This is a genomic window from Micrococcus sp. HMSC067E09 (assembly GCF_001812555.1).
In the GTDB taxonomy this organism is placed as follows: domain Bacteria; phylum Actinomycetota; class Actinomycetes; order Actinomycetales; family Micrococcaceae; genus Micrococcus; species Micrococcus lylae.
Genome location: NZ_KV809443.1, coordinates 18022 through 43800 on the forward strand (window position 1 = coordinate 18022; position 25779 = coordinate 43800).

Annotated in this window: 22 protein-coding genes; 5 read left to right on the plus strand and 17 right to left on the minus strand. The window is 70.9% G+C overall.

The features are described 5' to 3' along the window. Positions 1 to 6: 6 nt before the first annotated feature. Positions 7 to 1083, plus strand: a complete 1077-nt coding sequence (locus tag HMPREF2863_RS07010) for an alpha/beta hydrolase (RefSeq protein ID WP_083315290.1) — start codon at positions 7 to 9, stop codon at positions 1081 to 1083. Positions 1084 to 1086: 3 nt separating this feature from the next. Here the strand turns inward: HMPREF2863_RS07010 and HMPREF2863_RS07015 are convergent, their stop codons facing one another. From HMPREF2863_RS07015 to hrcA, 11 genes are all read right to left on the minus strand, one after another. After that, the gene (locus HMPREF2863_RS07015; RefSeq protein ID WP_070639044.1) at positions 1087 to 1941 is read right to left on the minus strand and encodes an isoprenyl transferase; all 855 of its coding nucleotides are present in this window, start codon (positions 1939 to 1941) and stop codon (positions 1087 to 1089) included. A 13-nt stretch (positions 1942 to 1954) separates the two neighbouring features. After that, a complete protein-coding gene (gene recO / locus HMPREF2863_RS07020) occupies positions 1955 to 2824 on the minus strand; it encodes a DNA repair protein RecO (protein ID WP_083315291.1) in 870 nt (289 codons plus the stop codon). Between the two features lie 5 nt (positions 2825 to 2829). Next, positions 2830 to 4566 carry a 2-isopropylmalate synthase gene (gene leuA, locus HMPREF2863_RS07025; protein WP_070639046.1) on the minus strand — a complete coding sequence of 579 codons (1737 nt, stop codon included), beginning with the start codon at positions 4564 to 4566 and terminating at the stop codon, positions 2830 to 2832. A gap of 271 nt (positions 4567 to 4837) precedes the next feature. After that, a complete protein-coding gene (locus tag HMPREF2863_RS12345; RefSeq protein ID WP_246828850.1) occupies positions 4838 to 5638 on the minus strand; it encodes a hypothetical protein in 801 nt (266 codons plus the stop codon). Between the two features lie 159 nt (positions 5639 to 5797). Next, positions 5798 to 6793, minus strand: a complete 996-nt coding sequence (era, locus tag HMPREF2863_RS07035) for a GTPase Era (RefSeq protein ID WP_070639051.1) — start codon at positions 6791 to 6793, stop codon at positions 5798 to 5800. Further along, on the minus strand, positions 6790 to 8121 hold the full coding sequence (locus HMPREF2863_RS07040; protein WP_070639054.1) for a hemolysin family protein: 1332 nt from the start codon (positions 8119 to 8121) through the stop codon (positions 6790 to 6792). The genes era and HMPREF2863_RS07040 overlap by 4 nt, the downstream gene beginning before the upstream one ends. 10 nt (positions 8122 to 8131) lie before the next feature. Further along, positions 8132 to 8605, minus strand: a complete 474-nt coding sequence (ybeY, locus tag HMPREF2863_RS07045) for an rRNA maturation RNase YbeY (protein ID WP_067191912.1) — start codon at positions 8603 to 8605, stop codon at positions 8132 to 8134. Continuing rightward, positions 8595 to 9665, minus strand: coding sequence for a PhoH family protein (locus HMPREF2863_RS07050; protein ID WP_070639142.1), 1071 nt, complete (start codon positions 9663 to 9665; stop codon positions 8595 to 8597). The genes ybeY and HMPREF2863_RS07050 overlap by 11 nt, the downstream gene beginning before the upstream one ends. Positions 9666 to 9726: 61 nt before the next feature. Beyond that, complete coding sequence (locus HMPREF2863_RS07055; RefSeq protein WP_067191911.1) at positions 9727 to 10479, minus strand: 16S rRNA (uracil(1498)-N(3))-methyltransferase; 753 nt, start codon at positions 10477 to 10479, stop codon at positions 9727 to 9729. Position 10480: 1 nt separating this feature from the next. Continuing rightward, on the minus strand, positions 10481 to 11605 hold the full coding sequence (dnaJ, locus tag HMPREF2863_RS07060) for a molecular chaperone DnaJ (RefSeq protein WP_067191909.1): 1125 nt from the start codon (positions 11603 to 11605) through the stop codon (positions 10481 to 10483). A 103-nt stretch (positions 11606 to 11708) separates the two neighbouring features. Then, positions 11709 to 12722, minus strand: a complete 1014-nt coding sequence (gene hrcA, locus HMPREF2863_RS07065; RefSeq protein ID WP_070639056.1) for a heat-inducible transcriptional repressor HrcA — start codon at positions 12720 to 12722, stop codon at positions 11709 to 11711. A gap of 184 nt (positions 12723 to 12906) precedes the next feature. Here hrcA and HMPREF2863_RS07070 point away from each other — a divergent pair, with 184 nt between their 5' ends. Together HMPREF2863_RS07070 and HMPREF2863_RS12350 are read left to right on the plus strand one after the other, a co-directional pair. After that, positions 12907 to 13776, plus strand: coding sequence for a DUF3097 domain-containing protein (locus HMPREF2863_RS07070; RefSeq protein ID WP_070639057.1), 870 nt, complete (start codon positions 12907 to 12909; stop codon positions 13774 to 13776). A 104-nt stretch (positions 13777 to 13880) separates the two neighbouring features. Next, complete coding sequence (locus HMPREF2863_RS12350) at positions 13881 to 14600, plus strand: DUF4870 domain-containing protein (RefSeq protein ID WP_246828851.1); 720 nt, start codon at positions 13881 to 13883, stop codon at positions 14598 to 14600. A gap of 197 nt (positions 14601 to 14797) precedes the next feature. Here the strand turns inward: HMPREF2863_RS12350 and hemW are convergent, their stop codons facing one another. Both hemW and lepA read right to left on the minus strand, forming a co-directional pair. Next, the gene (gene hemW / locus HMPREF2863_RS07080; RefSeq protein ID WP_070639059.1) at positions 14798 to 16078 is read right to left on the minus strand and encodes a radical SAM family heme chaperone HemW; all 1281 of its coding nucleotides are present in this window, start codon (positions 16076 to 16078) and stop codon (positions 14798 to 14800) included. Between the two features lie 3 nt (positions 16079 to 16081). Continuing rightward, a complete protein-coding gene (gene lepA, locus HMPREF2863_RS07085) occupies positions 16082 to 17938 on the minus strand; it encodes a translation elongation factor 4 (protein ID WP_067191615.1) in 1857 nt (618 codons plus the stop codon). A gap of 75 nt (positions 17939 to 18013) precedes the next feature. Here lepA and HMPREF2863_RS07090 point away from each other — a divergent pair, with 75 nt between their 5' ends. Together HMPREF2863_RS07090 and rpsT are read left to right on the plus strand one after the other, a co-directional pair. After that, on the plus strand, positions 18014 to 18610 hold the full coding sequence (locus HMPREF2863_RS07090) for a type II toxin-antitoxin system PemK/MazF family toxin (protein WP_067191613.1): 597 nt from the start codon (positions 18014 to 18016) through the stop codon (positions 18608 to 18610). 303 nt (positions 18611 to 18913) lie between these two features. Continuing rightward, complete coding sequence (rpsT, locus tag HMPREF2863_RS07095; RefSeq protein WP_067191612.1) at positions 18914 to 19180, plus strand: 30S ribosomal protein S20; 267 nt, start codon at positions 18914 to 18916, stop codon at positions 19178 to 19180. A gap of 308 nt (positions 19181 to 19488) precedes the next feature. On the opposite strand, the gene HMPREF2863_RS07100 is transcribed toward rpsT, so the two are convergent. From HMPREF2863_RS07100 to HMPREF2863_RS07115, 4 genes are all read right to left on the minus strand, one after another. Next, complete coding sequence (locus HMPREF2863_RS07100; protein WP_070639062.1) at positions 19489 to 20712, minus strand: IS110 family RNA-guided transposase; 1224 nt, start codon at positions 20710 to 20712, stop codon at positions 19489 to 19491. 247 nt (positions 20713 to 20959) lie between these two features. Further along, positions 20960 to 21982: a DNA polymerase III subunit delta gene (gene holA / locus HMPREF2863_RS07105; RefSeq protein ID WP_070639144.1), complete on the minus strand. Its 1023-nt coding sequence runs from the start codon at positions 21980 to 21982 to the stop codon at positions 20960 to 20962. A gap of 17 nt (positions 21983 to 21999) precedes the next feature. Further along, entirely contained in the window at positions 22000 to 24678 is a 2679-nt protein-coding gene (locus HMPREF2863_RS07110; protein WP_141756386.1) for a ComEC/Rec2 family competence protein, read from the minus strand. Between the two features lie 7 nt (positions 24679 to 24685). Further along, positions 24686 to 25741 (minus strand): ComEA family DNA-binding protein, encoded by a 1056-nt coding sequence (locus tag HMPREF2863_RS07115; RefSeq protein ID WP_070639065.1) that lies wholly within the window; start codon positions 25739 to 25741, stop codon positions 24686 to 24688. Positions 25742 to 25779 lie beyond the last annotated feature (38 nt).

Below are 25779 nucleotides of genomic sequence, written 5' to 3' on the forward strand. Positions count from 1 at the left end.
GATCCCATGACCCTTCCCGACGACGACCGCCGCCCCGACTCCTCCTCCACCCCGGCTGCGGTGCCGGCCTCCGCCGATCCGCGCGAATCGGATGCCGGCGCGCCGGAGCTGCCGGCCCTGCTCACCACGGAGCCGGGCGGCGACTGGGAGCCGGACGTCATCGACGGCTTCGAGGCGAAGACCTTCGCGGTGTCCGAGGACGACCAGGGTACGAACCTCGTCACGATCGTCCGTCCTGTGGCTGATGAGCGGGACCGCTCGCGAACCCCGGTGCTGCTCATCCACGGGTGGGCGGACTACTTCTACAACGAGCCGGCCGCGAAGGCCTTCGAGGATGCCGGCTACGCGTTCCACGCCATGGACCTTCACCGCTACGGACGCTCCCTGCGCGAGGGGCAGACCCCCGGGTGGACCGACTCCTTGCTGAACTATGACGCGGACATCGAGACCGCGCTCGGCGAGATCGGCCGGACCTACGAGAACAAGCCGATCATCGTGGCGCACTCGACCGGCGGGCTGGTCGCCTCGCTGTGGGCCGAGCGCAACCCCGGGCGCATCCGGGCGCTGGTGCTGAACAGCCCGTGGCTGGAGATGCAGGGCTCCACGTGGGTGCGGCATCTGGCCAAGACGATCGTGGACCCGGTGGCGAGTCGTCAGCCCTACGCCATGCTCAAGCTGCCGAAGATCGACTTCTACTGGCGCACGCTGTCCTCGGAGGCGGAGGGTGAGTGGGACCTGCACCCGCTGTGGCGGCCGAAGACCTCCTTCGAGGTGCCCGCCGCCTGGCTGGGAGCGGTGCTGGTGGGCCACGCGCAGGTGAAGGCCGGGCTGGACATCCAGGAGCCGGTGCTGACCCTGGTGTCCGAGCGCGGCTTCCGCGGCGCGAAGTTCTCCGAGGAGATGAAGACCGCGGACATCGTGCTGGAGCCTGAGACCATGGCAGAACGTGCCCTGCGCCTGGGCCGCCGAGTGACGATCAACCGCTACCCGGACGCCCTGCATGACGTCTTCGCCTCACCCGAGGCCATCCGCAACCAGGCGTTTGCAGATGTCCTGCAGTGGTTGCGGGCCTACGGGGGCTGACGGTCACGTCCCGGACTTGTCCACGGCGCCGCCGTAGCGGCGGTCACGGCGGGCATAGAGCTCGACGGCCTCGTAGAGGGTGCGGCGATCCACGTCCGGCCAGAGGATGTCCATGAACAGCAGCTCGGCGTAGGCGGACTCCCAGAGCAGGTAGTTGGAGAGGCGCTGCTCGCCGGAGGTGCGCAGGAACAGGTCCACGTCCGGGGTCGGCCGGCTCCCCCGCACCCCTGCGCGGATGTCCTTGTCCAGGTAGCGGGTGAGTGTCTCCTCGCGGATGCCCTCGGGTGTGAGGTCGCCGGCAGCCACCTGCTCGGCGATCGCCCTGACCGCGTCGGTGATGGCGGCGCGGCCGCCGTAGTTCACGCACATGTGCAGGGTGGTGCCGGTGTTGTGCCTCGTCAGCTCCTCGGCGGTCCGCAGCTCCTTGATCACGGACTTCCACAGCCGCGGGGTGCGGCCGTTCCAGCGGATGCGCACGTTCCAGGAGTGCAGGGTGTCCCGCTGACGGCGGAGCACGTCCCGGGAGAAGCCCATGAGGAAGCGGACCTCTTCCGGGGAGCGCTTCCAGTTCTCCGTGGAGAAGGCGTAGGCGGAGACGTGGCCGATGCCCAGCTCCACGGCGCCGGCCACCACATCCAGCAGGGCGGCCTCACCCGCCCGGTGGCCTTCGGTCCTCGGAAGGCCGCGCTCGTTCGCCCAGCGGCCGTTGCCGTCCATCACGATCGCCACGTGCTGCGGCACGAACCTCCGGTCCAGTGCCGGCGGCTGCACTCTGGAGGGGTGCGCCGGAGGAGCCACGATGGCCCGCTCCCGTCCGACGGGGCTGGAGACGGTGGGGTCGCGGCGGACGGGGCTCATCGGTGCTGGTCCTTCATCGAGGCGGTGCAGGTGGTGCGGCCTGAGCCATCTGCTCGAGCACGGTGAGGGACACCAGCCGGCGCTCGACGTGGAACTGCAGGTACGCGCCCACGATACCGGCGGCCTCCCGCACGGCGAGGTCCGACGCGGCGTCCGCGACGCCCCAGTCCCCCACCTGGAGCGCCGCCAGCAGCCCGACGGTCTCGGGGGCCGGCCGGGACGAGCCGGACGGCCGGCAGTCCTCGCAGACCATGCCGCCCAGGGCGATGGCCAGCGAGCGGTGCGGGCCCGGCGCCCCGCAGCGGGCGCAGTCGGTGAAGGACGGTGCCCAGCCCGCTGCGCTCAGCGTGCGCAGCAGGAAGCTGGACAGGATCAGGGAAGGCGTGTGCCGTCGTCGGGACAGGGCAGCCAGGGCGCCGTGGAACAGACGGAACTGGGCCTGTGCGCCGTCGGCGTCCACGGCCGTGACGCGCTCCACCGTCTCGGCCATGGCCGCGGCGAGGGAGAACAGCTCATAGTCCGCGGCCAACCAGGTGGCGTAGGGCGTGATCAGCTGGGCCTGGGAGACGGTGTGGAGGTCCTTGCGGCCACGGGCGATCTGCAGGGTGGAGTGCATGAACGGCTCCACCACGGATCCGAAGCGGGAGGTGGAGCGCCGCACCCCCTTCGCGACGGCACGGACGATGCCGTGGTCCGGGGTGAGGATCTCCAGGATCCGGTCTGCCTCGCCGAGCCTGTGCGTGCGCAGCACGATGCCCTCGGTGCGGAAGGAATTGGCGGTGTAGCCGCCTCCGGGTCCGCGGGAGCTGCGTGCACTGCCGCGCCGAGACGCGGCTCCGCCGCCGCCCTCACCCGGTGCGGCGGCGGAGGAGCCTGTCCTCATGGGGCTCAGGCCTGGTCGCGCAGGGCGCGGTTGACGGCGGAGACCACGGCCTTCAGGGAAGCCTGGGTGGTGTTGTGGTCCAGCCCGACTCCCCAGAGGACGCGGTCGCCGATGGCGGCCTCCACATAGGCGGCGGCCATGGCGGAGCCGCCTTCGGACAGGGCGTGCTCGGAGTAGTCCAGGACCCGGACGTCCACCCCGTCCTCCGCCAGCATGCTGAGGAAGGCGGCGATCGGGCCGTTGCCGGTGGAGGTGCGGGTGGACCACTGTCCCGCCCGCTCCACCTCCACGGTCATGGAGAACACGCCCTCGGCCGGGGACTCGGTCTGGACCGCGCCGAGGTGGTAGACACCCCAGCGGCCGGCCTCGTCCTCGGCGGGCAGGTATTCGTCCTGGAAGACGTCCCAGAGGTCGTCGCCGGAGACCTCTCCGCCCTGGGAGTCCGCGAGGGACTGGATGACGTGGGAGAACTCGATCTGCGCTCGGCGCGGAAGGTCCAGGTTGTGCTCCGTCTTGAGCAGATAGGCCACACCGCCCTTGCCGGACTGCGAGTTGACCCGGATGACGGCCTCGTAGGAACGGCCGATGTCCTTCGGATCGATGGGCAGGTACGGGACCTGCCAGAGCATCTCGTCCAGGTCCTTCCCGGCAGCCGCGGCATCCTGCTCCATGGCCTCGAACCCCTTCTTGATGGCGTCCTGATGGGAGCCGGAGAAGGCGGTGAACACGAGGTCGCCGCCCCAGGGGGTGCGCTCGGGCACGGGCAGCTGGTTGCAGTACTCCACCGTCCGCTTGATGTGGTCCATGTCCGAGAAGTCGATCTGCGGGTCGATGCCCTGGCTGAACAGGTTCATGCCGAGGGCCACGAGGTCCACGTTGCCGGTCCGCTCGCCGTTGCCGAACAGGCACCCCTCGATCCGGTCGGCGCCGGCCATGTAGCCGAGTTCGGCGGCGGCGATGCCGGTGCCCCGGTCGTTGTGCGGGTGCAGGGAGAGGATGACGTTTTCACGGCACTCGAGGTTGCGGTGCATCCACTCGATGGAGTCGGCGTACACGTTGGGGGTGGCCATCTCCACGGTGGCCGGCAGGTTGAGGATCATCTTGCGGTCCGTGGAGGCCTCCAGCACCGTGGCGACCTCGTCGGAGATCCGCCGGGCGAACTCGAGCTCGGTGCCGGTGTAGGACTCGGGCGAGTACTCATAGGTGATCTGGGTGCCGGTGAGCTGCTCCTCGAACTTCTTCACCAGGCGGGCGCCCTGGGTGGCGATGTCCACGATGCCGTCCTCGTCCTGGCGGAACACCACACGGCGCTGCAGCACCGAGGTGGCGTTGTACAGGTGGACGATGGCCTGCTTGGCGCCCTCGAGGGACTGGAAGGTGCGCTCGATCAGGTGCTCGCGGGCCTGGGTGAGGACCTGGATGGTGACGTCGTCCGGGATGTGGTCGCCCTCGATCAGCTGGCGGACGAAGTCGAAGTCGGTCTGCGAGGCGGACGGGAAGCCGACCTCGATCTCCTTGTATCCCATGGACACGAGGAGCTGGAACATGCGCAGCTTTCGCTCGGGTCCCATCGGATCGATGAGGGCCTGGTTGCCGTCGCGGAGGTCCACGGCGCACCAGCGGGGTGCCGAGGTGATGACCTTGTCCGGCCAGGTGCGGTCCGGAAGGTCGATGGTGAACTGATCCAGGTACGGGGCGTACTTGCCCAACTTCATGCCGGACGGCTTCTGGACGTTGCGCATGGCGCCTCACCTCTCGACTCGGTGTCTGGTGGCCTGTGGGCCGCCGCCGGCGGGTGTGCCGGTGACGGGGCGGGTGGACGGCGCGGATGGGCCGCCCCACTCTCCTGATCCCATTCCACACCCATCCGCGGCGTCCGTCGCGCCTGTGACACGCGGGGGTCTCACTGGGTGGACGGACACGTCCGGAAAGTGGGTAAAGACGACGACGGCCCCTCCCTTGGCGAGAGAGCTTCGCCTAGGGAGGGGCGCCGAGACTGTCGGAGATTCGACCTCAGTCCCTCTGCAAAAGGATCCAGCCGCCAGTCGACGGGCTGTTGGATACGACTTCGCCTGCGAATCCGTTTGCCGTGGTGAAAGTGCCGAAGGGGCCGTTGAGCTGTTCGGCTGTGCCACCTGCGTAGTAGTTGGAGAAGACGTACTCCGAATCATCCACGAAGCAGTAGCCGGTGTTGACGTTCCAACTGCCGCTCAGGGCGGTGTCGGACCAGCTGATGGGGCGGGTGCCGGCGTCAGTCTGGTCCTCCACTGTCTCCTGCGTCAGCGAACCGGACCAAGTGAAAGTGAAAACGTCGTAGGTCTGCGTGACGCCCCGGGGATCAGTGGCGGTGGACTGGCGGCACGAAGGGCCCGACCAGTTTGCGTCGGTGCCGTTGCTGAAGGTGAATCCGTTGACACCGCGGCTCATGTCCACCATGCCGGCGGGGTAGGCGATGACGAACTCCACGGGTGAGTCCAGGGTAGCCAGGGTGCGCTCCGACTGACCGGAGCCGTCACTGAGGGGCATCTCGACGATCGAGAAACCGAGCGGCGACGTACCGACAGGCGTCTGGTTGTCAAAGCGGAGGTCGGCGAGGGGGAACCCATGGCCGCCATAGGTGCCGTTGTAGCAAGACTGCTCGCCCCACGACTCTACCCGGGAGAACACTGAACCGCGGAAGCGGTAACAATGGGTAGGATCCTGACTCGCGGCGAAGGCGGGCGCGGCGGCGGCGGTAGCCACGGCCGGAACGGCCCAGGCCATGCCCGCGGTGACGGTTCGGCGATCAATCGACCGCGACTGCTCGTTGGTCAAGGGGAACCCCTCCTCGGAGGCTGGAGTGACTGGTGGTCGAGTTCTGGAGTGAACTGCGGATCAAGCTGTGTGACGCCTGTTCTATCCAGTGAGAGGATAACAGCTCCCTGGGCCAGGCGCGACTGCGCCGCCCAAGCGTGTCGTCTTTCACATATGCCTCTACATGCCGAGTCGATGCAGGTGTTTCGGGTCGCGCTGCCAGTCGCGCGCGACCTTGACCCTGAGATCCAGGTAGACGTCGGTTCCGAGCATCCTTTCGATGCCGGCGCGGGCGTCTTGGCCGACCTTGCGCAGGCGAGCGCCCTTCCTGCCGATGATGATGCCCTTCTGACTGTCCCGCTCGACGTAGAGCGAGGCCCAGACATCCACCAGCGGCCGGTCCTTCGGCCGGTCCTCGCGGGGGGCCATCTCCTCGACCACCACGGCCACGGAGTGCGGCAGCTCGTCCCGGACGTCCTCCAGGGCAGCCTCGCGGATCAGCTCAGCCACCATCACGGCCTCGGGCTCGTCGGTGAGCTCGCCGTCCGGGTAGAGCGGCGGACCCTCCGGCAGCAGGTCGCCGAGGACCGTCTCCACGTCCGCCACCTGCCGGCCCTGCACGGCGGAGACGGGGACGACGGCGCGGAAGCCCTCACCCTGGTTCTCCGGGCCGATCACCTCGTCGCCCAGGGCCGTCACGGCCAGCAGCTGCTCAGCGAGCTGCTGCGGGGAGACCTTGTCCGTCTTCGTCACGATCGCCACCACAGGCGTGCGCCTGAGGTAGCTCAGCTGCTGGGCGATGAAGCGGTCGCCCGGGCCGATCGCCTCGTCGGCCGGGATGCACATGCCCACGGCGTCCACCTCGTTGAGGGTCTCCGCCACGAGGTCGTTGAGCCGCTCCCCCAGCAGGGTGCGCGGACGATGCAGGCCGGGAGTGTCCACCAGCACCAGCTGGAACTCGTCCCGGTGCACGATGCCACGGATGGTGTGTCGCGTCGTCTGCGGCTTCGAGGAGGTGATCGCCACCTTCTCCCCCACCAGCGCGTTGGTGAGTGTGGACTTGCCGGCGTTCGGCCGGCCCACCAGGCAGACGAAGCCGGAGCGGAACTCCGGGTCCACCCCGCTGACATCCAGCAGCGGAGCCTCACGGTCCTGCCTGCGGTCCCTGCGGCTCATGCGTGCTCCTTCGTCGCGGTCTGGCCGGGTTCGGTGTCCTGCTCGTCCTCACGCTGGCGGAAGCGCAGCGGGCGGTCCTCGGTCTCGGTCACGCGCAGCCGGGAGACGCGGTTGCGGCGCGGCTCCAGGGCCTCGGCGTGCAGGACGATGCCCTGGACGGTCACCTCGGAGCCCTGGATCGGGACGCGGCCCACGTGCTTGGCCAGCAGGCCGCCGAGGGTGTCCACGTCCTCCTCGTCGTCCAGGTCCACGTCGAACTCCTCCGCGAAGTCCGAGACGTTCATGCGAGCGTCCACGAGGTAGACGCCGTCCTCGACCTTCTCCACCTCGGGCTGGTCCTGGCGGTCGTCCTCGTCGTAGATCTCGCCGACGATCTCCTCGATCAGATCCTCCAGCGTCACCAGGCCAGCGGTGCCGCCGTACTCGTCCACCACGATCGCCACGTGGGTGGACTCGCGCTGCAGCTCCTGCAGCAGGGACGCCACGGACTTGGACTCCGGCACGAAGCGCACGTCCCGCATCCGCTCGGACACGCAGGTCTCCGGGTCCACACCGTCCTTGTGCAGGGCGCGGGTGACGTCCTTCAGGTAGAGCATGCCGCGCACGTCGTCCGCGTCCTCCCCGACCGCAGGCACGCGGGAGAAGCCCGAGCGCAGGAACAGCTGCATGGCCTGGCGGAGGTTGTGCTCCACGTCGATGGTCACCACGTCCGTGCGCGGCACCATCACGGCGCGCACGAGGGTGTCCCCCATGGTGAAGACGGACTGGATCAGCTCGGCCTCGGAGTCTGCCAGGACGTCCGCGTCGTGGGCCCGGGCCACCACCTCGCGCAGGTGGCGCTCCTGGAAGTCGTCCTCGTCGTCCACCTCGAGCTCAGGACGGCGGCGGTCCCGTCCCAGCTGGCGGGACAGCGGGCCGAGGGCCCTGGTGAGGCCGCGGACCATGCCGCCGGTGCGCTTGGCCACGGCGGCCTCGTTGCGGGAGCCGATCGGCCGTGGAGACCACACGCCCAGCAGGCCGGCGACCACCACCACCAGCAGCGCCGCGGACAGCAGCGCCGCCCACCAGATGCCGGTGAACTCCACCATCGCGATGGTGATGCAGACGGCGGCCAACGACTCGGTGAGCAGGCGCCAGAAGCGCAGCGAGCCCATGTGTGCCGGCAGCTCGGCCAACACCTCCAGGGCCGTGGACTTCCCACTGGCGCGGGCGATCTCCTCAGCGTCCTTGCGGGAGAGGTAGGTGAACGCCGACTCCGCCAGGGCCAGCACCCAGGTGAGGATGATGAACAGGACGAAGGCGACGACCAGGATGACGGGAGTGATCACGGCGGTTCGCTCAGTCCTCAGTGGTCGGGGCGGGGGCGGGGCGGCCGAGGACCTCGGCGACGAGGCGGTCCTGCAGCGCGAACATCTCGGCGCGCTCGTCCTGCTCCATGTGGTCGTAGCCCAGCAGGTGGAGCATGCCGTGCGTGAGCAGCAGCATCAGCTCGTCGTCGCGGCTGTGGCCGCCGCGGGCCGCCTGTTCGGCGGCCACCTCCGGGCACAGCACCACGTCTCCGAGCACGCCCTCGGACGGGGCGTCCTCGGTGCCGGGGGCGAGCTCGTCCATGGGCAGGCTCATCACATCGGTGGGGCCCTCCAGGTCCATCCACTCCACGTGCAGTTCGGCCATGCGGGCGGCGTCCACCACGGTCACCGCGGTCTCGGCCTGCGGGTGGACGTGCATGCGCGCGTAGACGTGCTTCGCCATGGCGAGCAGGTCCTGTTCCGGCACGTCGATGCCGGATTCGTTCACGATCTCAACGGCCACGGCGGCTCCTTCCGGGCTGGGCGCCGCGGCCGGTCTCCGGGCGCAGGGTGTCGTAGGCGTCCACGATCGCGGTCACCAGCCGATGGCGCACCACGTCCGACGAGTCGAAGCGGACCATCTCGATCCCGTCCACTCCTTCCAGCACCTCCACGGCCTGGGCCAGGCCGGAGGCGGTCCCGCGCGGCAGGTCCACCTGGGAGGTGTCTCCGGTGATGACCATGTGCGCGCCGAAGCCGAGGCGGGTGAGGAACATCTTCATCTGCTCGCCGGTGGTGTTCTGTGCCTCGTCGAGGATCACGAACGCGTCGTTCAGGGTGCGGCCGCGCATGTAGGCCAGCGGAGCCACCTCGATGGTCCCGGCCTCCATCAGCCGCAGGATGGACTCGGGCTCCACCATGTCATGCAGCGCGTCGTAGAGCGGGCGCAGGTAGGGGTCGATCTTCTCGGACAGCCCGCCGGGCAGGTAGCCCAGGTGCTCGCCGGCCTCCACCGCGGGGCGGGTGAGGATGATCCGGTTGACCTCCTTGGCCTGCAGCGCCTGCACGGCCTTGGCCATGGCCAGGTAGGTCTTGCCGGTGCCGGCCGGGCCGATGCCGAACACGATGGTGCTGCCGTCGATGGCGTCCACGTACTCCTGCTGGTTCACGGTCTTCGGCCGGATCGTGCGGCCGCGGCCGGACAGGATGGAGGCGCGGGAGACGGCGGTGGCCGGGGCGCGGCCGCCGCGCACGAGGGTCACCACCTGCTCCATGGTGTCCGCGGTGACGGGGATGTCCTTGTGGGCGATGCCGCGCAGGTCCTCCACGATCCGGCGCACCCCGGCGACCTCGGCGGGCGGGCCGTCCAGCCCGAGCTCCTGGTCCCGGACGGAGACCTCGACCTGCGGGTACACGCCGGCCAGGATCCGCAGCAGGGCGTCCTGGGGTCCGAGCGTGCGGACCATCAGGTCCGAGGACGCGAAGTGGACGCTGTGGTGGCCGGTGGGGACGGTGGGACGGGTCTCGGCGTGAGAGGACGTCACGATGGGGTTCATCACCTCGGGGTTCGCAGGTGCTGTCAGGGGCATGCAGGACGCCTGTGCCGCAGGCGGCAACGTGGCGCGTCCGCTCATTCTACGTGCGTCACCAGCGTCCGAGCAGGTGCTGGAGGACGGCGATGGCGGCCGGTCCCGCCGTGGAGGACCGCAGCACGTTGGTCCCGAGAAGCCGCAGCTGCACGCCGGCGTCCGTGAGCGCATCGAGCTCGCCGGCGGAGATCCCGCCCTCCGGGCCCACCACCAGCACGATCCGCTCCGCCTCGGACCAGTCCGCCGCGTCCGCGGCGGTCAGCCCCTGCGTCGCGTCCTCATGCAGGACCACGACGACGGTCCCCTCCGTGACGAGGTCCCTCACCGAGGCGCCGGTGACGGTGGGCTCCAAGACAGGAATGCGGGCCCGGCGGGCCTGCTTGGCGGCGGCGTGGAGGGCATCGGCCCACTTCTGCCGGGCCTTGGCCTCCCTGGGGCCGCGCCAGCGCACGATCGCCCGCTCGGACTCCCACGGGACCACGGCGTCCACGCCGAGCTCCGTGGCCGTCTGCACCGCAAGGGTGTCCCGGTCCCCCTTGGCCAGAGCCTGCACGAGCACCAGTTCCGGGCGCTGTGCCGGGACGTCCTCGACCTGGTCCACGGTGACGGTGACCGAGTCCTTCTCCGCCGCGGCCACGGTCCCGTGGGCGCGCCGGCCCACGGTGTCGGCCACGAGGATCGGATCCCCCGGTCCCAGGCGCATGGCGCCGGCGGCATGGCGCGCCTCGGCCCCGGTGAGAGTCACGGACGAGCCGGGGCGGCCGTCGTCGAGGTCCCCGGGCGCCACGTAGAACAGGTGCGCAGTCACGTCAGAGGTTCTTCAGGTTCTCGCGGATCCGGGCGAACATCGACTTCTGGTGCTTGGCGCCGTGGACGACCTCCTCGCCGCGCAGCTCGGCCAGGCGCTCCATGAGCTCGCGCTGCTCCGAGGTGAGGTCGGTGGGCGTGGCGACGAGGACGTTCACGCGCAGGTCTCCGCGGCCGACGCCGCGCAGTCGCCCCACACCCAGGCCCTTGAGGACCTCCACGTGGCCGGGCTGGGTGCCCTCGGCCAGGGTCACGGTCTGGGGGCCGTCCAGGGTGTCCAGGGTGACGGTGGTGCCGAGGGCCGCGGCGGCCATCGGAACGGTGACGGTGGTGGACAGGTTGTCACCCTCACGGGCGAAGGTGGCGTCCGGGGCCACGACGATCTCCACGTAGAGGTCACCGTGGGGACCGCCGCCGGGGCCGGCTTCGCCGCGGCCTGCCAGGTGGATCCGCGTGCCGGTGTCCACGCCGGCCGGGACCTTGATGGTCAGCGGCTTCCGGGCGCGCACACGGCCCTGGCCGTGGCACTCGTGGCACGGGCTCGGCAGGGTGGTGCCCATCCCCTGGCAGCCGGGGCAGGCCTCGGTGGTCATGATCGTGCCCAGCACGGACCGCACCGGGCGCTGGATCATGCCCTGGCCGTGGCAGGTGGAGCAGGTCTCCGGCGAGGTGCCGGGCTCGCAGCAGGAGCCGTTGCAGGCCTCGCACGTCACGGCCGTGTCCACCTGCAGGGTGGTCTCGGCGCCGAACACGGCGTCCTTGAGGGAGATCTGCGCGCGGATCTGCGCGTCCTGGCCGCGGCGGGTGCGGGAGGCCGGGCCGCGCTGGCCGCCGGCGGCGCCCATGAACGTCTCGAAGATGTCCGCGAAGCCGAAGCCCCCGGAGCCCTGGCCGAAGCCACCGAACCCGGCATTGCCGTTCTCGTTGCCCGTGGAGTCGTAGTTGCGGCGCTTGTCCGGATCGCTGAGGACCTGGAAGGCGTGGGAGATCTGCTTGAACCGGTCCGCAGCCTCCTCGCCCGGGTTCACATCCGGATGGTACTTGCGGGCCAGCTTCCGGTACGCGCGGCGGATCTCCTCCTGGGAGGCGTCGCGGGACAGGCCGAGCGTCTCGTAGTGGTCGGACACGGTGGGGACTCTTCCTTCCAGAAGACTTCAGATGGGGTTTCGAGGATGCGGTGAGGGGCCGTCGTCGGGACGCGGCGAGGCCCCCCCGATGAGGCGGCGACCCTCAGGTGCTGAGGATCCGGGAGAGGTAGCGGGCGATCGCACGGACCGCGGCCATGGTGCCCGGATAGTCCATGCGGGTGGGGCCCACGACCCCGAGCTTGGCGACCGCGCCGGGCCCATAGGAGGCGGCCACCACGGAGGTGTCGGCCAGCGAGCCGGCGTTCTCCGAGCCGATGCGGACCGAGAGGCCGGACACGTCCTGTTCCATCTCCGTGAGCAGCCGCAGGAGCACCACCTGCTCCTCCAGCGCCTCGAGGATGGGGCCGATGGACTGCGGGAAGTCGCCGTGGGTCCGCGCGAGGTTGGCGGTGCCCGCCATGACGATGCGGTCCTGGCGGCCCGCCTCCAGCAGCTGGCGGACGGCGGCGGTGAGCGTGTCCGCCAGCGGACGGTCCTCCGGCGGGACGGACAGCACGGCCGTGTCCAGGACGGCGGAGGCCTGAGCAGGCGTGAGCCCGTCCAGCGACTGCAGCAGGACCTGCTTGAGCGCGGCGAGGGTGGCGTCCTCGGCCTCGTGCTCCGTGGCGACCACACGCTGGTCCACCCGCCCCGTGGAGAGGATCAGGACCACCAGCACGCGGGCCGGCGCCAGGGAGACCAGCTCCAGGTGCCGTACGGTGGAGCCGTCCTCATGGGGGAACTGTGCGATGGCCACCTGCTGGGTCAGCTGCGCCAACAGCCGGACCGCGTTGTCCATCATCTGCTCCATGTCCGCCTCCGGCTCCAGCAGCGCCTTGACGGCACGGCGCTCGGCGGCGGACAGGGGCTTCACCTCGGAGAGGCGGTCCACGAACACGCGGTAGCCCTTGTCCGTGGGGATGCGGCCGGCCGAGGTGTGCGGAGCCATGATGAGGCCCTCCTCCTCCAGGGCCGCCATGTCGTTGCGGACCGTGGCCGAGGAGACGCCCAGGCCGTGACGCTCCACCAGCGCCTTCGAGCCGACCGGCTCGCGCAGGGCGACATAGTCCTCCACGATGGCCTGCAGCACCTGCATGCGGCGCGGCTGTTCGCTCATCGGGACCGGACTCCTCTCCTGATCTGGTGGGCTCGGGGTGCAGGCGCCTGGTGCCTCGGCATGGCCGACCGGCTGGCACTCTCCGGGTTCAAGTGCTGATCCTACGGCGATCCGGCCGCGAGTTCACGGCGCGTCGGCGCGGGTTCGCTCACAGCGGGCAGTGACGTGGCTAGGGTCTGCTGGCATGGACTGGAACAGCTGGGGACCCGGACCCGCCGACGCACTGAAGCGACCCGCCGGCACGCGGGCCAAGACCGTCGGCGCCGCGCCGGGCACCGTGGTGGAGGACGTCGCCACCGGATTCGTCGGAGGCGTGCTGCGTGTGGAGCGCGCCGGCGGCGTGCACGTGGTGGTGCTGGAGGACCGCCACGGGAAGACCAGGTCCTTCCCGCTGGGCGGCGGCTTCTGGATCGACGGCGAACCCGTGACGCTCGTGCCGGAAGCCCGTGCCAACGGGCCGGCGAAGAGGACCCCGCAGCGCACCGCATCCGGATCAGTGCGCGTCGGGAACAGCCGGGCGCGCACGGCGCGGGCGTCGCGCATCTGGGTCGAGGGCGCACACGATGCCGAGCTGGTGGAGAAGGTCTGGGGCGAGGACCTCCGCCACGAGGGCATCGTGGTGGAGCCCCTGCACGGCGTGGACGACCTCGCCGGGGCCATCGCCGACTTCGGGCCGTCCGGCCGGCGCCGCCTGGGCATCCTGGTGGACCACCTGGTGCCCGGCTCCAAGGAGGAGCGCATCGCGGCCGATGCGATGCGGACGCCCGGAGCGGCCGGCAACGTGCTGATCCTCGGCCACCCCTACGTGGATGTCTGGCAGGTCATCAAGCCACAGGTCATCGGCATCCAGGCCTGGCCCGTGGTGCCCAAGGGGCAGGACTGGAAGACCGGCATCCTCAAGGCACTGGGCTGGCCGCATCGCACCAAGGAGGACGTGGGCCTGGGCTGGAAGCGGCTGCTGGCCCAGGTCCGCACCTACGCCGACCTCGAGCCCTCTCTGCTGGGACGTGTGGAGGAACTCATCGACTTCCTCACCGAGCCCGGGACCGCCTGAGCGATAGACTGACGCAGAATCGGCCCCTGACCGCGGGGCGCCCGGCCGGCAGACAGGGGCGCACCGTCGGTCTCCGGCCAGCCCCCGACCCTTCGAGGAGTACCGTGGCGAAGCCCGACCGCAGCGCACCCCGACGCCTCCCCGAGCCTGCTGCCGAGCAGGGCCCGGCCAGCGGCGCGGAGCAGGCGGAGACCGCAGCGGCGTGCTCGGCCCCTCAGCCGGACCGCGCCCCCAGCGGCCGCGTCCGCCCCAAGCCCGCCTCCGCCCGCCACGCCGCGGGCCCTGCCGCCGCCGAGGACTCCCGACGGGCCACGCCCGAGGCACCGGCGCCCAAGCACGCCGCTGCCGTGGCCGGTGGGGGCACTGCCGTGAAGACCAAGACCGAGGCTCCGGACGAGCCGCGCCCCGCCCGTCCCGTGCGCCCGGCCAAGAAGCAGCGGGCCGCCCGCCGTCCGTCGTGGGTGGAGGCCTCCTCCGGCCCCGGCGCCCCGCTGACCGCCAAGCAGGACCGTGAGCGGGCGACCCTGGCCCACTTCGGCGTGGCCGTCGGCTTCATGGTCCCGCTGGCCGTCTGGCTGCTCTACCGTGACCGCGGCCCCTTCACCGCCCAGGAGGCCAAGGAGGCGCTGAACTTCTCCGTCCCGCCGACCCTGCTCATGGGCGTGTTCTTCTTCCTGGGACAGCTGCCCGTCCTCGGCCCGGTGTTCGCCGTCATCGGTGCGCTGCTCTGGATGGTCATGGCCTTCTACGGCATCCTCGGCGGCTCCCAGGTGAACAAGGGCCGCCCCTACAGGTACCCGTTCAACCTGCGCATCCTGCGCTGACCGCGCCGGCCAGAGACGAACGGCGCCCGCCCGCGGCGTTGCGGGGATGCAACACGGCCACGGCGTTGTGGGGATGCAACACGGCCACGTTCTTCGATCTCAACACCGTGTCTTGCCCTCACATCGCCGGGGCGGGGCGGGGCGGGTGAGACCTTGCCTCACATCGCAAGGCCGGGCGGGGACGGCGACTCGGCCGCTCAGAAGCCGGCGAGCTCGCGCACGATGTGGTCGTTGCGCAGCCGCCCCTGCAGGGTCGGAACGATCCGGCCGGCCTGGGCCAGGCCGCCGTCGATCAGGCCCGCGGCGATCAGCTGCGGGATGCGGGCACGGGCGGCCGCACCCCCGTCCTCGGCCTGCTCCAGCACCCGCACGTCCAGGCCCTCGACCATGCGGACGTGGAGCATGACCTGCTCCAGCAGGCGTGCCTCGGCGTCCGGCACCTCGCGTCCCACGGCCGGGGTCACGCCGGTGGCCAGGCGCTGCGCGTAGGCCGCCGGGTGCTTGGCGTTCCAGAACCTGACGCCGGCCACGTGCGAGTGGGAGCCGGGGCCGATGCCCCACCAGTCCATGTCCCGCCAATAGGCCACGTTGTGCTCCGCGCGGTGTGCCCCGGTCTCCTGAGGGTCGTGCGCCCAGTTGGAGACCTCGTACCAGCGGAAGCCGGTAGCCTCCAGCAGCTCGTCCGCCAGCAGGTACTTGTCCGCCTGGTCGTCCGGGTCCACGTCGGCCACCTGCCCGCGCGCCACCTGGGCGCCGAACTTGGTGCCCTCCTCCACGATCAGCGAGTAGGCGCTGATGTGGTCCGGGCGGCAGTCGATCGCCGTCTCCACGGTGGTCCGCCAGTCCCCGAGCGACTCCCCCGGCGTGCCGTAGATCAGGTCCAGGGACACGTCCAGGCCGGCGGCCCGCGCCGCCTCCACGGCGGCCGGGATGTTCTCCGGTCGGTGGGTCCGCTCGAGCGTGGCGAGCACGTGCGGGACCGCAGACTGCATCCCCACGGACACGCGGGTCACGCCCCCGGCGGCCAGCTCACGCAGATAGGCCTCGTCGACGGTGTCGGGATTGGCCTCCACCGTCACCTCGGCTCCGTCGACCATCCCGAACGCCTCGCGCGCGGCGTCCAGGATCCGCACCAGGTGCGCCGCCGGCAGCAGCGTCGGCGTGCCACCGCCGAAGAACACGGTGTGCAACGGCCTTGCCGGCACCTCGGAGTCCTCCAGCGCTCTGCGTGCGAACCCCACCTCCGCCAGGGCCGTGTCCACGTAGTCGCCGCGCGAGGCGCCGGGGCCGAGGTCCGGGGCGGTGTACGTGTTGAAGTCGCAGTAGCCGCAGCGCACCGTGCAGAAGGGCACGTGCACGTACAGGCTGAAGGTCCTCGGTACGCCCGCGGCGAGGGACCGGCGGACCGCCTCCCCGCACGAGGAGGGGAGGCGTCCGTCGTCGGGGACGGGGTCACCGAGCGGCAGGACGGCGGGCACGCGTTACTTCTTGCCCTTGTCCGCGGACGAGGAGTCCGAGGACAGCGCGGCGATGAACGCCTCTTGCGGGACCTCCACGGTGCCCACCATCTTCATGCGCTTCTTGCCCTCCTTCTGCTTCTCCAGCAGCTTGCGCTTGCGGGAGATGTCGCCGCCGTAGCACTTGGAGAGCACGTCCTTGCGGATCGCGCGGATGTTCTCGCGGGCGATGATGCGCGAGCCGATGGCCGCCTGGATGGGCACCTCGAACTGCTGCCGCGGGATCAGCTCCTTGAGCTTCGCGGTCATCATGGTGCCGTACGAGTAGGCGAAGTCGCGGTGGGTGATCGCGGAGAACGCGTCCACCTGGTCGCCCTGCAAGAGGATGTCCACCTTGACCAGGTCCGCGGCCTGGTCGCCGTCCGCGCCCCAGTTCAGGGAGGCGTAGCCCTTGGTGCGGGACTTCAGGGAGTCGAAGAAGTCGAACACGATCTCCGCCAGCGGGATGCGGTAGCGGATCTCCACGCGCTCCTCGGACAGGTAGTCCATGCCCTGCAGGTGGCCGCGCTTGGACTGGCACAGCTCCATGACGGCGCCGATGAACTCGGCCGGCACGATGATCGTCGCCGCGGCCATGGGCTCACGGACCTCGTGGATCTTGCCCTCCGGGAACTCGGACGGGTTGGTCACCTCCACCACGGTGCGGTCCTCGGTGGTGACCTGGTAGACCACGTTCGGCATGGTGGAGATCAGGTCCAGGTCGAACTCGCGCTCCAGCCGCTCGCGGACGATCTCCAGGTGCAGCAGGCCCAGGAATCCCACGCGGAAGCCGAAGCCGAGCGCCACAGACGTCTCGGGCTCGTAGTTCAGGGCGGCATCGTTGAGCTTGAGCTTGTCCAGCGCGTCGCGCAGCACCGGGTAGTCCGAGCCGTCGATGGGATAGAGGCCGGAGAACACCATCGGCTGCGGGTCCCGGTAGCCGCCGATCTCCTGCTCGGCCGGGTCCGACTCCAGGGTGACGGTGTCGCCCACCTTGGACTGGCGCACGTCCTTCACACCCGTGATGAGGTAGCCCACCTCGCCGACACCGAGGCCTTCGGTCGGCTGCGGCTCAGGGGAGGACACGCCGATCTCCAGCAGCTCGTGGGCGGCACCGGTGGACATCATGCGGATCTTCTCGCGCGGGGTCAGCCTGCCGTCCACCACGCGCACATAGGTGACCACGCCGCGGTAGGTGTCGTAGACCGAGTCGAAGATCATGGCGCGGGCCGGTGCATCCGCCTGACCCACGGGGGCCGGCAGGGACGTCACCACCCGGTCCAGCAGCTCGGGCACGCCCACGCCGGTCTTGCCGGAGACCCGCAGCACGTCCTCCGGCTCGCAGCCGATCAGCTGGGCGAGCTCCGCGGCATAGCGGTCCGGGTCTGCGGCAGGCAGGTCGATCTTGTTCAGCACCGGGATGATCTCGAGCTCGTGCTCCATGGCCAGGTACAGGTTGGCCAGGGTCTGCGCCTCGATGCCCTGGGCGGCGTCCACCAGCAGGATCGCCCCCTCGCAGGAGGCCAGGGAGCGGGACACCTCGTAGCTGAAGTCCACGTGGCCGGGCGTGTCGATCATGTTCAGGGCGTAGTCGACGCCGTCGACCTCCCACGGCATGCGCACGGCCTGTGACTTGATGGTGATGCCGCGCTCCCGCTCGATGTCCATGCGGTCCAGGTACTGCGCCTTCATGTCGCGCGGCTGGACCACACCGGTGCACTGCAGCATGCGGTCGGCCAGGGTGGACTTGCCGTGGTCGATGTGCGCGATGATGCAGAAGTTGCGGATCACCGAGGGATCGGTACGCGAGGGCACGGGCGGGTTAGACGCCAGAGGCGACACAGGGCACTTCCTTCACGAGCGGAACCAGGATCAACCGCCCATTCTTCCATGTGCGGAGTCGGTAGGCTCGCTTCCATGGGAATCGACCTCATGCGAGCCGTCACCCTCGCCCGCCGGATCTACCGCACCGTCCAGCAGCGCCGGCGAGCCGACGGCGGACGCCGGCAGGGCCCGGACCCACGCGGGACGGCCCCCGCTCCCCGTCGGCGCGGCGCCGGCACGCAGAGTCAACGCGGCACCGGCGCGCAGACCGATCAGCAGCGCGTGTCCCGCTACCCGGGCGACTTCACCGGGCGCACCCGCGTGGAGTACGCGCCGGTCCCCGGCCCGCAGGCAGGCCCCGGGGAAGTCGTGTGGACCTGGGTCCCGTTCGAGGAGCTGGACGGCCGCGGCAAGGACCGCCCCGTCCTGATCGTGGGCCACGACGACGGCCACCTCCTCGGCCTGATGCTCACCTCCAAGGACCGCAACAACGACCACGTCTCCGACCCGGACTACGTGGACATCGGCTCGGGCGCGTGGGACTCGAAGGGCCGCCCGTCCGAGGCCAAGCTGGACCGCATCGTCCGCGTGGATCCGCAGGACGTCCGCCGCGAGGGCGGCGTGCTGGACCGCTCACGGTTCGACGCCGTCGCACAGGCGCTGGCCGACCGCCGGGGCTGGAGCCGCTGACCTGTCTGACCGGACGAGGCCCGGTGAGCATGCCGGCGGCGAGTGCCGTCGTCGGCGGGTGCCGTCGTCGGAAGGCGTGAGGGGACACGCAGGAATCTGTGACACGCAGCCGGCCCGGTTCCGCCCGATGTCCATTGGCTGGTAAGGTGGTGGTCATTGTGTCCGGTCGGTCGACGGACACCCTCGGGGCGGAGAACCAAGGCACTCCCCACGCCGCTCAGTCGCCGCACCCGAGATGCCCTCTACGACCCCTGTACAGACGGTGCGGCCACGAGCCGGCACCGACAACATGAAGGACCTGATTTGGCTAACATCAAGTCTCAGAAGAAGCGCATTCTCACCAACGAGAAGGCCCGCCAGCGCAACGTTGCGGTGAAGTCTGCACTGAAGTCGGCGGTCCGCTCTGTGGACCAGGCCGTCGCCGCCGGTGACAAGGCCGCCGCCGGGGAGGCGCTCAAGGTCGCCTCCCGCAAGCTGGACAAGGCCGCGTCCAAGGGCATCATCCACAAGAACCAGGCCGCGAACCGCAAGTCCGGCATCGCCGCACGCGTGAACGGCATGGACGCCTGAGCTGCTGAAGCTTCACACGAAGGCCCCGTCACCGGTCGGTGACGGGGCCTTCGTGTCTGTGGCCCAGTCATCCGGCTCCGTCATCTCGACGACGCCGCCACCTGCCTCCGGCAGGGTGGGGGTTCCGGAGAGACCAGCTCTGGAGGGTGAGGTACCGGGGAGCCCAGCCTGCACTGCAGCAAACTCTCTGCCCCCCTCAAGTGAGGGCGCCCCTCTCAAGTGAGGGCTCAACACGGCCTCCTGACGCGATCTCACCACCGTGTTGTATCCCCACGATGCAGAACTGGGGGGTGTCCCTATGTTGCGAGTCAAGCCGCGAGGGCGGCTGGCTCGGGGGCAGGGGCGGGTTCTGGGGCTTGGTAGTAGGTGCCGTCGCGGAGCATCGCGAAGATGACGTTGCAGCGTCGGCGGGCTAGGCAGATTACGGCGGCGTTGTGGCGCTTGCCCTCGGCGCGTTTGCGGTCGTAGTAGGCCTTGGAGAGCGGGTCCGAGTTCGAGGCGACCCAGGCCGAGTAGAAAAGGGCGTTCTTCAACCGCTTGTTGCCCGAACGAGCCGGGAACTCACCACGGATCGAGGTCCCGGATCTTCGCGTGACCGGCGCGATTCCGGCATAGGCCGCGAGGTGGCCTGGGGTCTCGAACGCTGAGCCGTCTCCGATGGTCAGGAGGATCTGAGCGGCGGTCTTGATGCCGATCCCCGGCATGCTCATCAAGACCGAGGCGAGAGGGAAGTCCTCCAGCATGGCCTCGACCTCTTGCGCCACGGTCGCCCGTTGTTCCTTCAGTTCTTTGACTTGACCAGCGACTCGGGGGATCACGAGCTCGACTGCTGTGGTCGCCGGCACCACTACGGTCTGCTCACCCAAAGCGGTGAAGATCCGGTCAACCAGTGCTTCCGGATCGCGGCGGGAGTGGGAACGGGCGAAGCGCAGAACCTTGCTCCGCCCAGCCTTCTTGAACCCAGTGGGGCCGCCGAACTTTTCCAGCAGATCCAGCACCAGCGCTGTTGAAAGGCTGCCGCCGGCGAAGATGCGCTCGAGCGAGGGGTGGATCTGCGTGAGCAGAGATCGGATCCGGTTCAGTGCCCGGGTGGTCTCGTGGGCGAGGTCCTCATCGAAGCCGGCAAGGACCTTCAACGCGGAGAGGACCTCGCTGTCACGATCGACCTGCCGGAGGGTATGGGGCATGGTGCGGGCTGTGTCAGCGATGATGAACGCATCGCGCGCATCGGTCTTTGACCTGCCCGGATACAGATCCGCTGCCTTGCGCATCGCTAGCCCGGGAAGGTAGGCGACGGTGCAGCCGACGTCGCGGGCCACAGCGATCGGCAGTGCCCCGATGGTGTTGGGCTGGTCGACCACCATGAGCACCTCTCCATGGGCCTGCATGCTGGTGAACAGCTCCCTGAGCTCGGCCTCGTCTTGCGGTAGAGGCTTGTCGAACAGCTTGTTCCCGTCCGGGTCGAGCGCGCACGCGTGGTGGGCAGTCTTCCCGACGTCTAGGCCGATGACGACCGCGAATCTGGTTTCCATGATGCTGTCCTTCCTTGGAGCATCACTACTGGTCGCAGTCTTGACACCCGATGCCGGCACCCACGTTACGAAGAGACCTCACCAGCTGGTGGGCCGTGTCCCTATCAGCGGTCAACGCGTGTCTCTCGACCGGGCGGCAACACCCCCCGGACCATTGATGGCAGGGCAACAGAGCCATACCCGGCCGAGCGACCAGACCCCCGACGTTCGGGGGTGCTCACAAGGTAACGGGGCTGCGCCGGCCGGCTCAGCGGCGGGTGCCGGTGGAGACGCGGATCACCGCGCGCTCGACGGCGAAGTCCGGGTTGCGGGAGCCGCCCTTGACCTCGGCATCGGCCTGGGCGATCCACTCCATCGCGTGCGCGATCCCGGCGGGGCTCCAGTGGCGGGCGGCCTGCTGGATGAACTTCATCTGGAACGGGGCCACACCAAGAGCGGCGGCGAGCTCGTTGGGGGCGTCCCGGGAGTCGATGACGCGGGCGACCTGACGGGCCTTCATGGCCAGCGCCGTGGTCAGCATCACCGGGTGGACGCCCGTGGCCAGGGCGTGCCTGGTCAGCGCGACGGCGCGGGCGGCCTGCCCCTCCAGCGCGGCATCGGCCACGGCGAAGCTGGTGGCCTCCACGCGGCCGCCGTAGTACTGGTCCACCACCTGCCTGGTCACCGCGCCCTCGGTGTCCGCGAGCAGCTGGTGGCAGGCGGAGGCCAGGTCGGTGAGCGAGGCACCGGTGGCCTGCACGAGCGCGCGAGCGGCCTCCTCGTCGATGCGGCGCCGGTGGTCCTTGAACTCGGCGTAGACGAAGGCGATCTTGTCCTCGTCCTTCTTCAGCGCCGCACACTCCACCACGGTGCCCACCGTCGCGACGGCGTCCAGCAGCTTCTTGCCGCGGTTGCCGCCGGTGTGGCGGAGGACCACGGTGACGTCGTCGGCCGGCGGGCCGGAGGTCACCAGGTCCAGGGCGTCCGTGAGGAACGCGTCGTTCATGGACTCCAGGCCTTCGGCGATGATCAGCGTGGGCTCGGCGAACAGGGAGGGGCTCGCGGCCATGGCCAGCTGGCCCGGCTGGTACTCGGCGGCGCGGAAGCGGTGGGTCTCGATGGCCTCGTGGCGCTGCTTGAGCCCCTTCACCACCTGGTCGGTGACCCAGCGGGCGGCGTAGTCCTCGGGGCCCTTGAGCAGCATCAGCGGCCCGGGCCGGGCCTGTCGCCAGGCCAGCGGGTTCGCGGCGGCGCGAGACCGGGCGGTGCGGGAGGAGCGGGCTGCGGCCATGCGGTCCATCCTACGGGTCATCGGCCCCCGCCCTCCGGCCCTGTGCTCAGCGCGTGGAAGCGCAGCCGCGCCGTGGTCTGCGCCCCCGCCGGGCTCGTCCCGTCGTCGGCGGGGTGCTCCAGGTCCTGCGCGGTGCCCGCCTCGAGGCTCACGACGACGGTCCCCGCCTCGTCCGTGCGCAGCACCGCTCCCAGCGGGGCCAGGACCTGCAGGGTCTGCGGGTGCGGGTGGCCGTAGGGGTTGTCCCGTCCGGCGGAGACCACGTAGGCGTCGGCATCGACGGCCCGGGGCAGGGCGGCCCCGCCGTTGCGGGCGCCGTGGTGGGCGACGGAGTACAGGTGCGCGTGCGCCGGCGGCGCCGCGGCATCCTCATGGCGTCCGGCGATCCAGGCATCGGCGGCATCCTGCTCGATGTCCCCGGTGAAGAAGACGCGCAGCGGACCGCGGCCGGTCTGCACGGTGGCGAGGATCTGGGCGGAGGCGTCGTTCTCCGTGGCGGCGTCCTCATCTGCGAGCAGCACCTGCCAGGTCACGTCTCCGGAGCTCTCCCGGTCTCCGGTGCGCAGGCGGCGGGAGCCCGGCGGCGGAACGGTGCCTGCCTCCTCACCGGCGGCAGCGGGCAGCCCGAGGCCCCGGACGCCCTCGCCGCGGGTGGCATGGCGCAGGGCGGGTGCTCCCAGGGCGATGGCGGCGTCCAGTCCCCCGGTGTGGTCGGCGTGCAGGTGGGTGAGGAGCACGGCGTCCACCCGCGCGATGCCGAGCGCCTCCAGGCAGGCTGCCGCCGGCTCCGGCTCGGGACCGACGTCCACCACCACGGCACGTTCGGGGCCGCTGCGCAACACGGCCATGTCGCCCTGGCCCACATCGCAGAACGCCACCGCCCAGTCTGCGGGAGCCTGACCGGCGGGGGCGGGCAGGACCACGGCGGAGTAGCCGCCGGCCCCCGAGGCGATGAGCACGGCGACGAGCACACCGGACACGGTCAGCCTCCCACCCCGCCGGGGAGCGGAGAGGCCCTGCCTGCGCACGGGGGCGTGCCGCCGTCGTTCGGTCAGGAGCAGGACGGCGTACAGGGCGGCGGTCGCGGCCACGGTGAGGACTGCGAGGACGAGGCCGAGACCGCTCTCGGGCCAGGGCCTGAGCGCGCCGGGCAGCCCGGCACAGACGTGGGCGACCAGACCGATGTAGGCGGCCGGGAACTGGATCACCCAGACGAGGGCCGCCGAGACGGGCGGCAGCGCCAGGACGAGCCCTGCGGCCGCGGTGCCGAGCACGGTGATCGGAGCCACGGCCGGTGCGGCAAGCATGTTCGCCGGAATCGCGTAGGCGGAGACGGCGCCGGTCATGGCGAGCAGGATCGGCTGACACGCCAGGTGGGCACAGGTGGTGACGGCGAGGGTGACCGAGAGCCAGCGGGCGGCCCAGCCCGGCAGGACATGGCCGAAGAAGCGGTAGAGGTGTGCCTCCGCCGGCCGCGCGCCGAGGATGATGCCGGCCGTGGCCGCGACGGACAGCTGGAGCGCCGGCTCCGTCGCCAGCCCCGGCACGGCGACGACCACCGCCGTCCCAGCCAGGCAGAGCAGCGTGAACGCATGACGTGAGCGCCCGCCGAACAGCGCCAGGGCCCCGAGTCCGCCCATGACCGCCGCGCGCAGCACCGACGGCTCGGGCCCGACGATCACCACGAACACGACCAGCGTTGCGATGACCGCGGCGAACACGGCCGCCCGGTTCACGCGCAGCAGGCGGAGCAGGCCGGTGACGGCGCCCGCCAGAAGAGCACAGTTCGCACCGGAGACGGCGCTCAAGTGACTCAGCCCGGCGTCCTTCATCGCCTGGTCGGTCTCCGGGCTCTGGGCGCTGCGGTCACCCAGAACGAGGCCGGGGATGAGCTCGCCGGCGGTGCCGAGGGTGCCGTCGGCCTGGTCCCGGAAGGCGGCACGCAGGCGCTCTCGGCCGCCGCCGGCGTCAGGCGACACGACGCCGTCCCCGCCATGGGCGGCCGGGCGGGAGCCGGGGCGCTCGCCGTCGGGGTTCTCACGGACACAGGGAGCCGGGCGGGGGTCGGCGGTGGCGCGCAGGAACACGGTGCCGTCCTCACGCCGCGGCTCGACCACCGCGCAGACGGACTCCCCCGGTGCGGCCTCCAGCCAGCCCTCTGGCCCGGTGAGCACGGCGGAGGCGGTCTCCGCCATGCCCTGCTGGTCCGGTCCGAAGGCGGTGACGTCCACGGTGACCGCAGCACGCCGGGCACCGTAGGCGGAGGCGAGCTCCCGCGGGTCTGTGCTGATCTGCAGGGCCACGCGCACGGGCTGCTCGGCCTGCAGGGTCTGCGCCCAGCCGATGCGCTCCTCCTCTCCCACGCGCAGCGCCACCGACTGCGAGACCAGCGCTCCGACGGCCGCCGCCACCGCGAGGGCCCCGGCCGCCGTCCGCGCCGCCGCAGCCGCCCCACGCTCCTGCGGCGTCGCAGCCGCCCCACGCTCCTGCGGCGTCGCCGGCGGCACGGCAGTCCTCGCACGACCCCTCAGCCCGACCGCCGTCACCGCTGCGGCGATCGCGACCGCGACCAGCCCGACCGAGACCAGCGTGGTCCCCGTCGACGTCCACTGCGGCGCCAGATTCCCGACCGCCAACGCCGTCACCAGGGCCGGCGCCCAGCGGGCGTCGATCGCGGCGGGCAGTCGCCGATTCACGCGCTGCTCACCAGGTCACCAGCGGCGCGAGCCGCTCGAGCGTCGCCGGGCCGATGCCGGAGACCGCGTCCAGGTCCGTCAGGGACTGGAAATCCCCCACCTGCTCCCGGTGCGCGATGATCTTCTCCGCCGTGGCCGGCCCGACCCCGGGCAGTGTCTGCAGCGCACTGCTGTCCGCGGTGTTCAGGTCAACCGCCCCCTCACCCGCACCGCCGTGCTGCGCCTCTGGTCCCGGGCCCGTGGTCCCGTCCGCGACAGCACCGGTTCCCTCCTCCCCGTCGGCACCGCCCACCACCGCAGCGTCGCGGGCGTTCGAGTCCACCCCACCGGCCACCGCATGCGCCTGGGCCTGCACGGACTCGAGCTGTTCCTCGGACGTCTGCTCCGACGGCACGAGCACCTGCTGCCCGTCGAGAAGCGGAGCCGCCAGGTTGATCCGCTCGGCCTGTGCGGCAGGCGTGGTCCCGCCCGCGGCGGCGATGGCATCGGCGGTCCGCGCATCGGCAGGCACGGTCACCACCCCCGGCGACCGCACCTCGCCGATCACGTGCACCCGCACCCGGCTCTGTCGCCCACCGTCCTTGTCGGTCGTCTCCCTTTCGCCGTCTGCGGCCTTTCTCGGCTGCTCCCCCGTGGCTCGGTCGCCGCCTGCTGCGGCGCCCTCGGCCTCACCGCCTGCGCCTGACGACGACGGATCCTCACCTCCACCGGGCCCGTCGCGGTCACCGGTCCTTCCTTCCCCGGCATGGCCCTCGGCCCCGACGCCATGCCGCGCCTGCGTGTCCACCGGAACCGGCTCCGGCGCGGACGGACGCATCAGCCAGGTCACCGCCCACCACGCGGCCACCGCCACCACCAGCACCATGACCGCGCTGCCGACCATGCGCCAGCGGAACACGGGGACCCGCGGCGGTTCCTCCTCCCAGGCCGAGGCCGCCACGGGGTCGTCGACGAACCCGGTGCGCACAGCGCCGGGTGAGGGATCCGGGGAAGGCGAGGGCCCGTCGTCGGGAATCAGGCCCTGCTCGGATGCGGGTGCGGACTGCTGCGGCTGTGGACTCATGCGTCCACGGTGCCCTCCCGGACTGCCCCTCTGCCGGG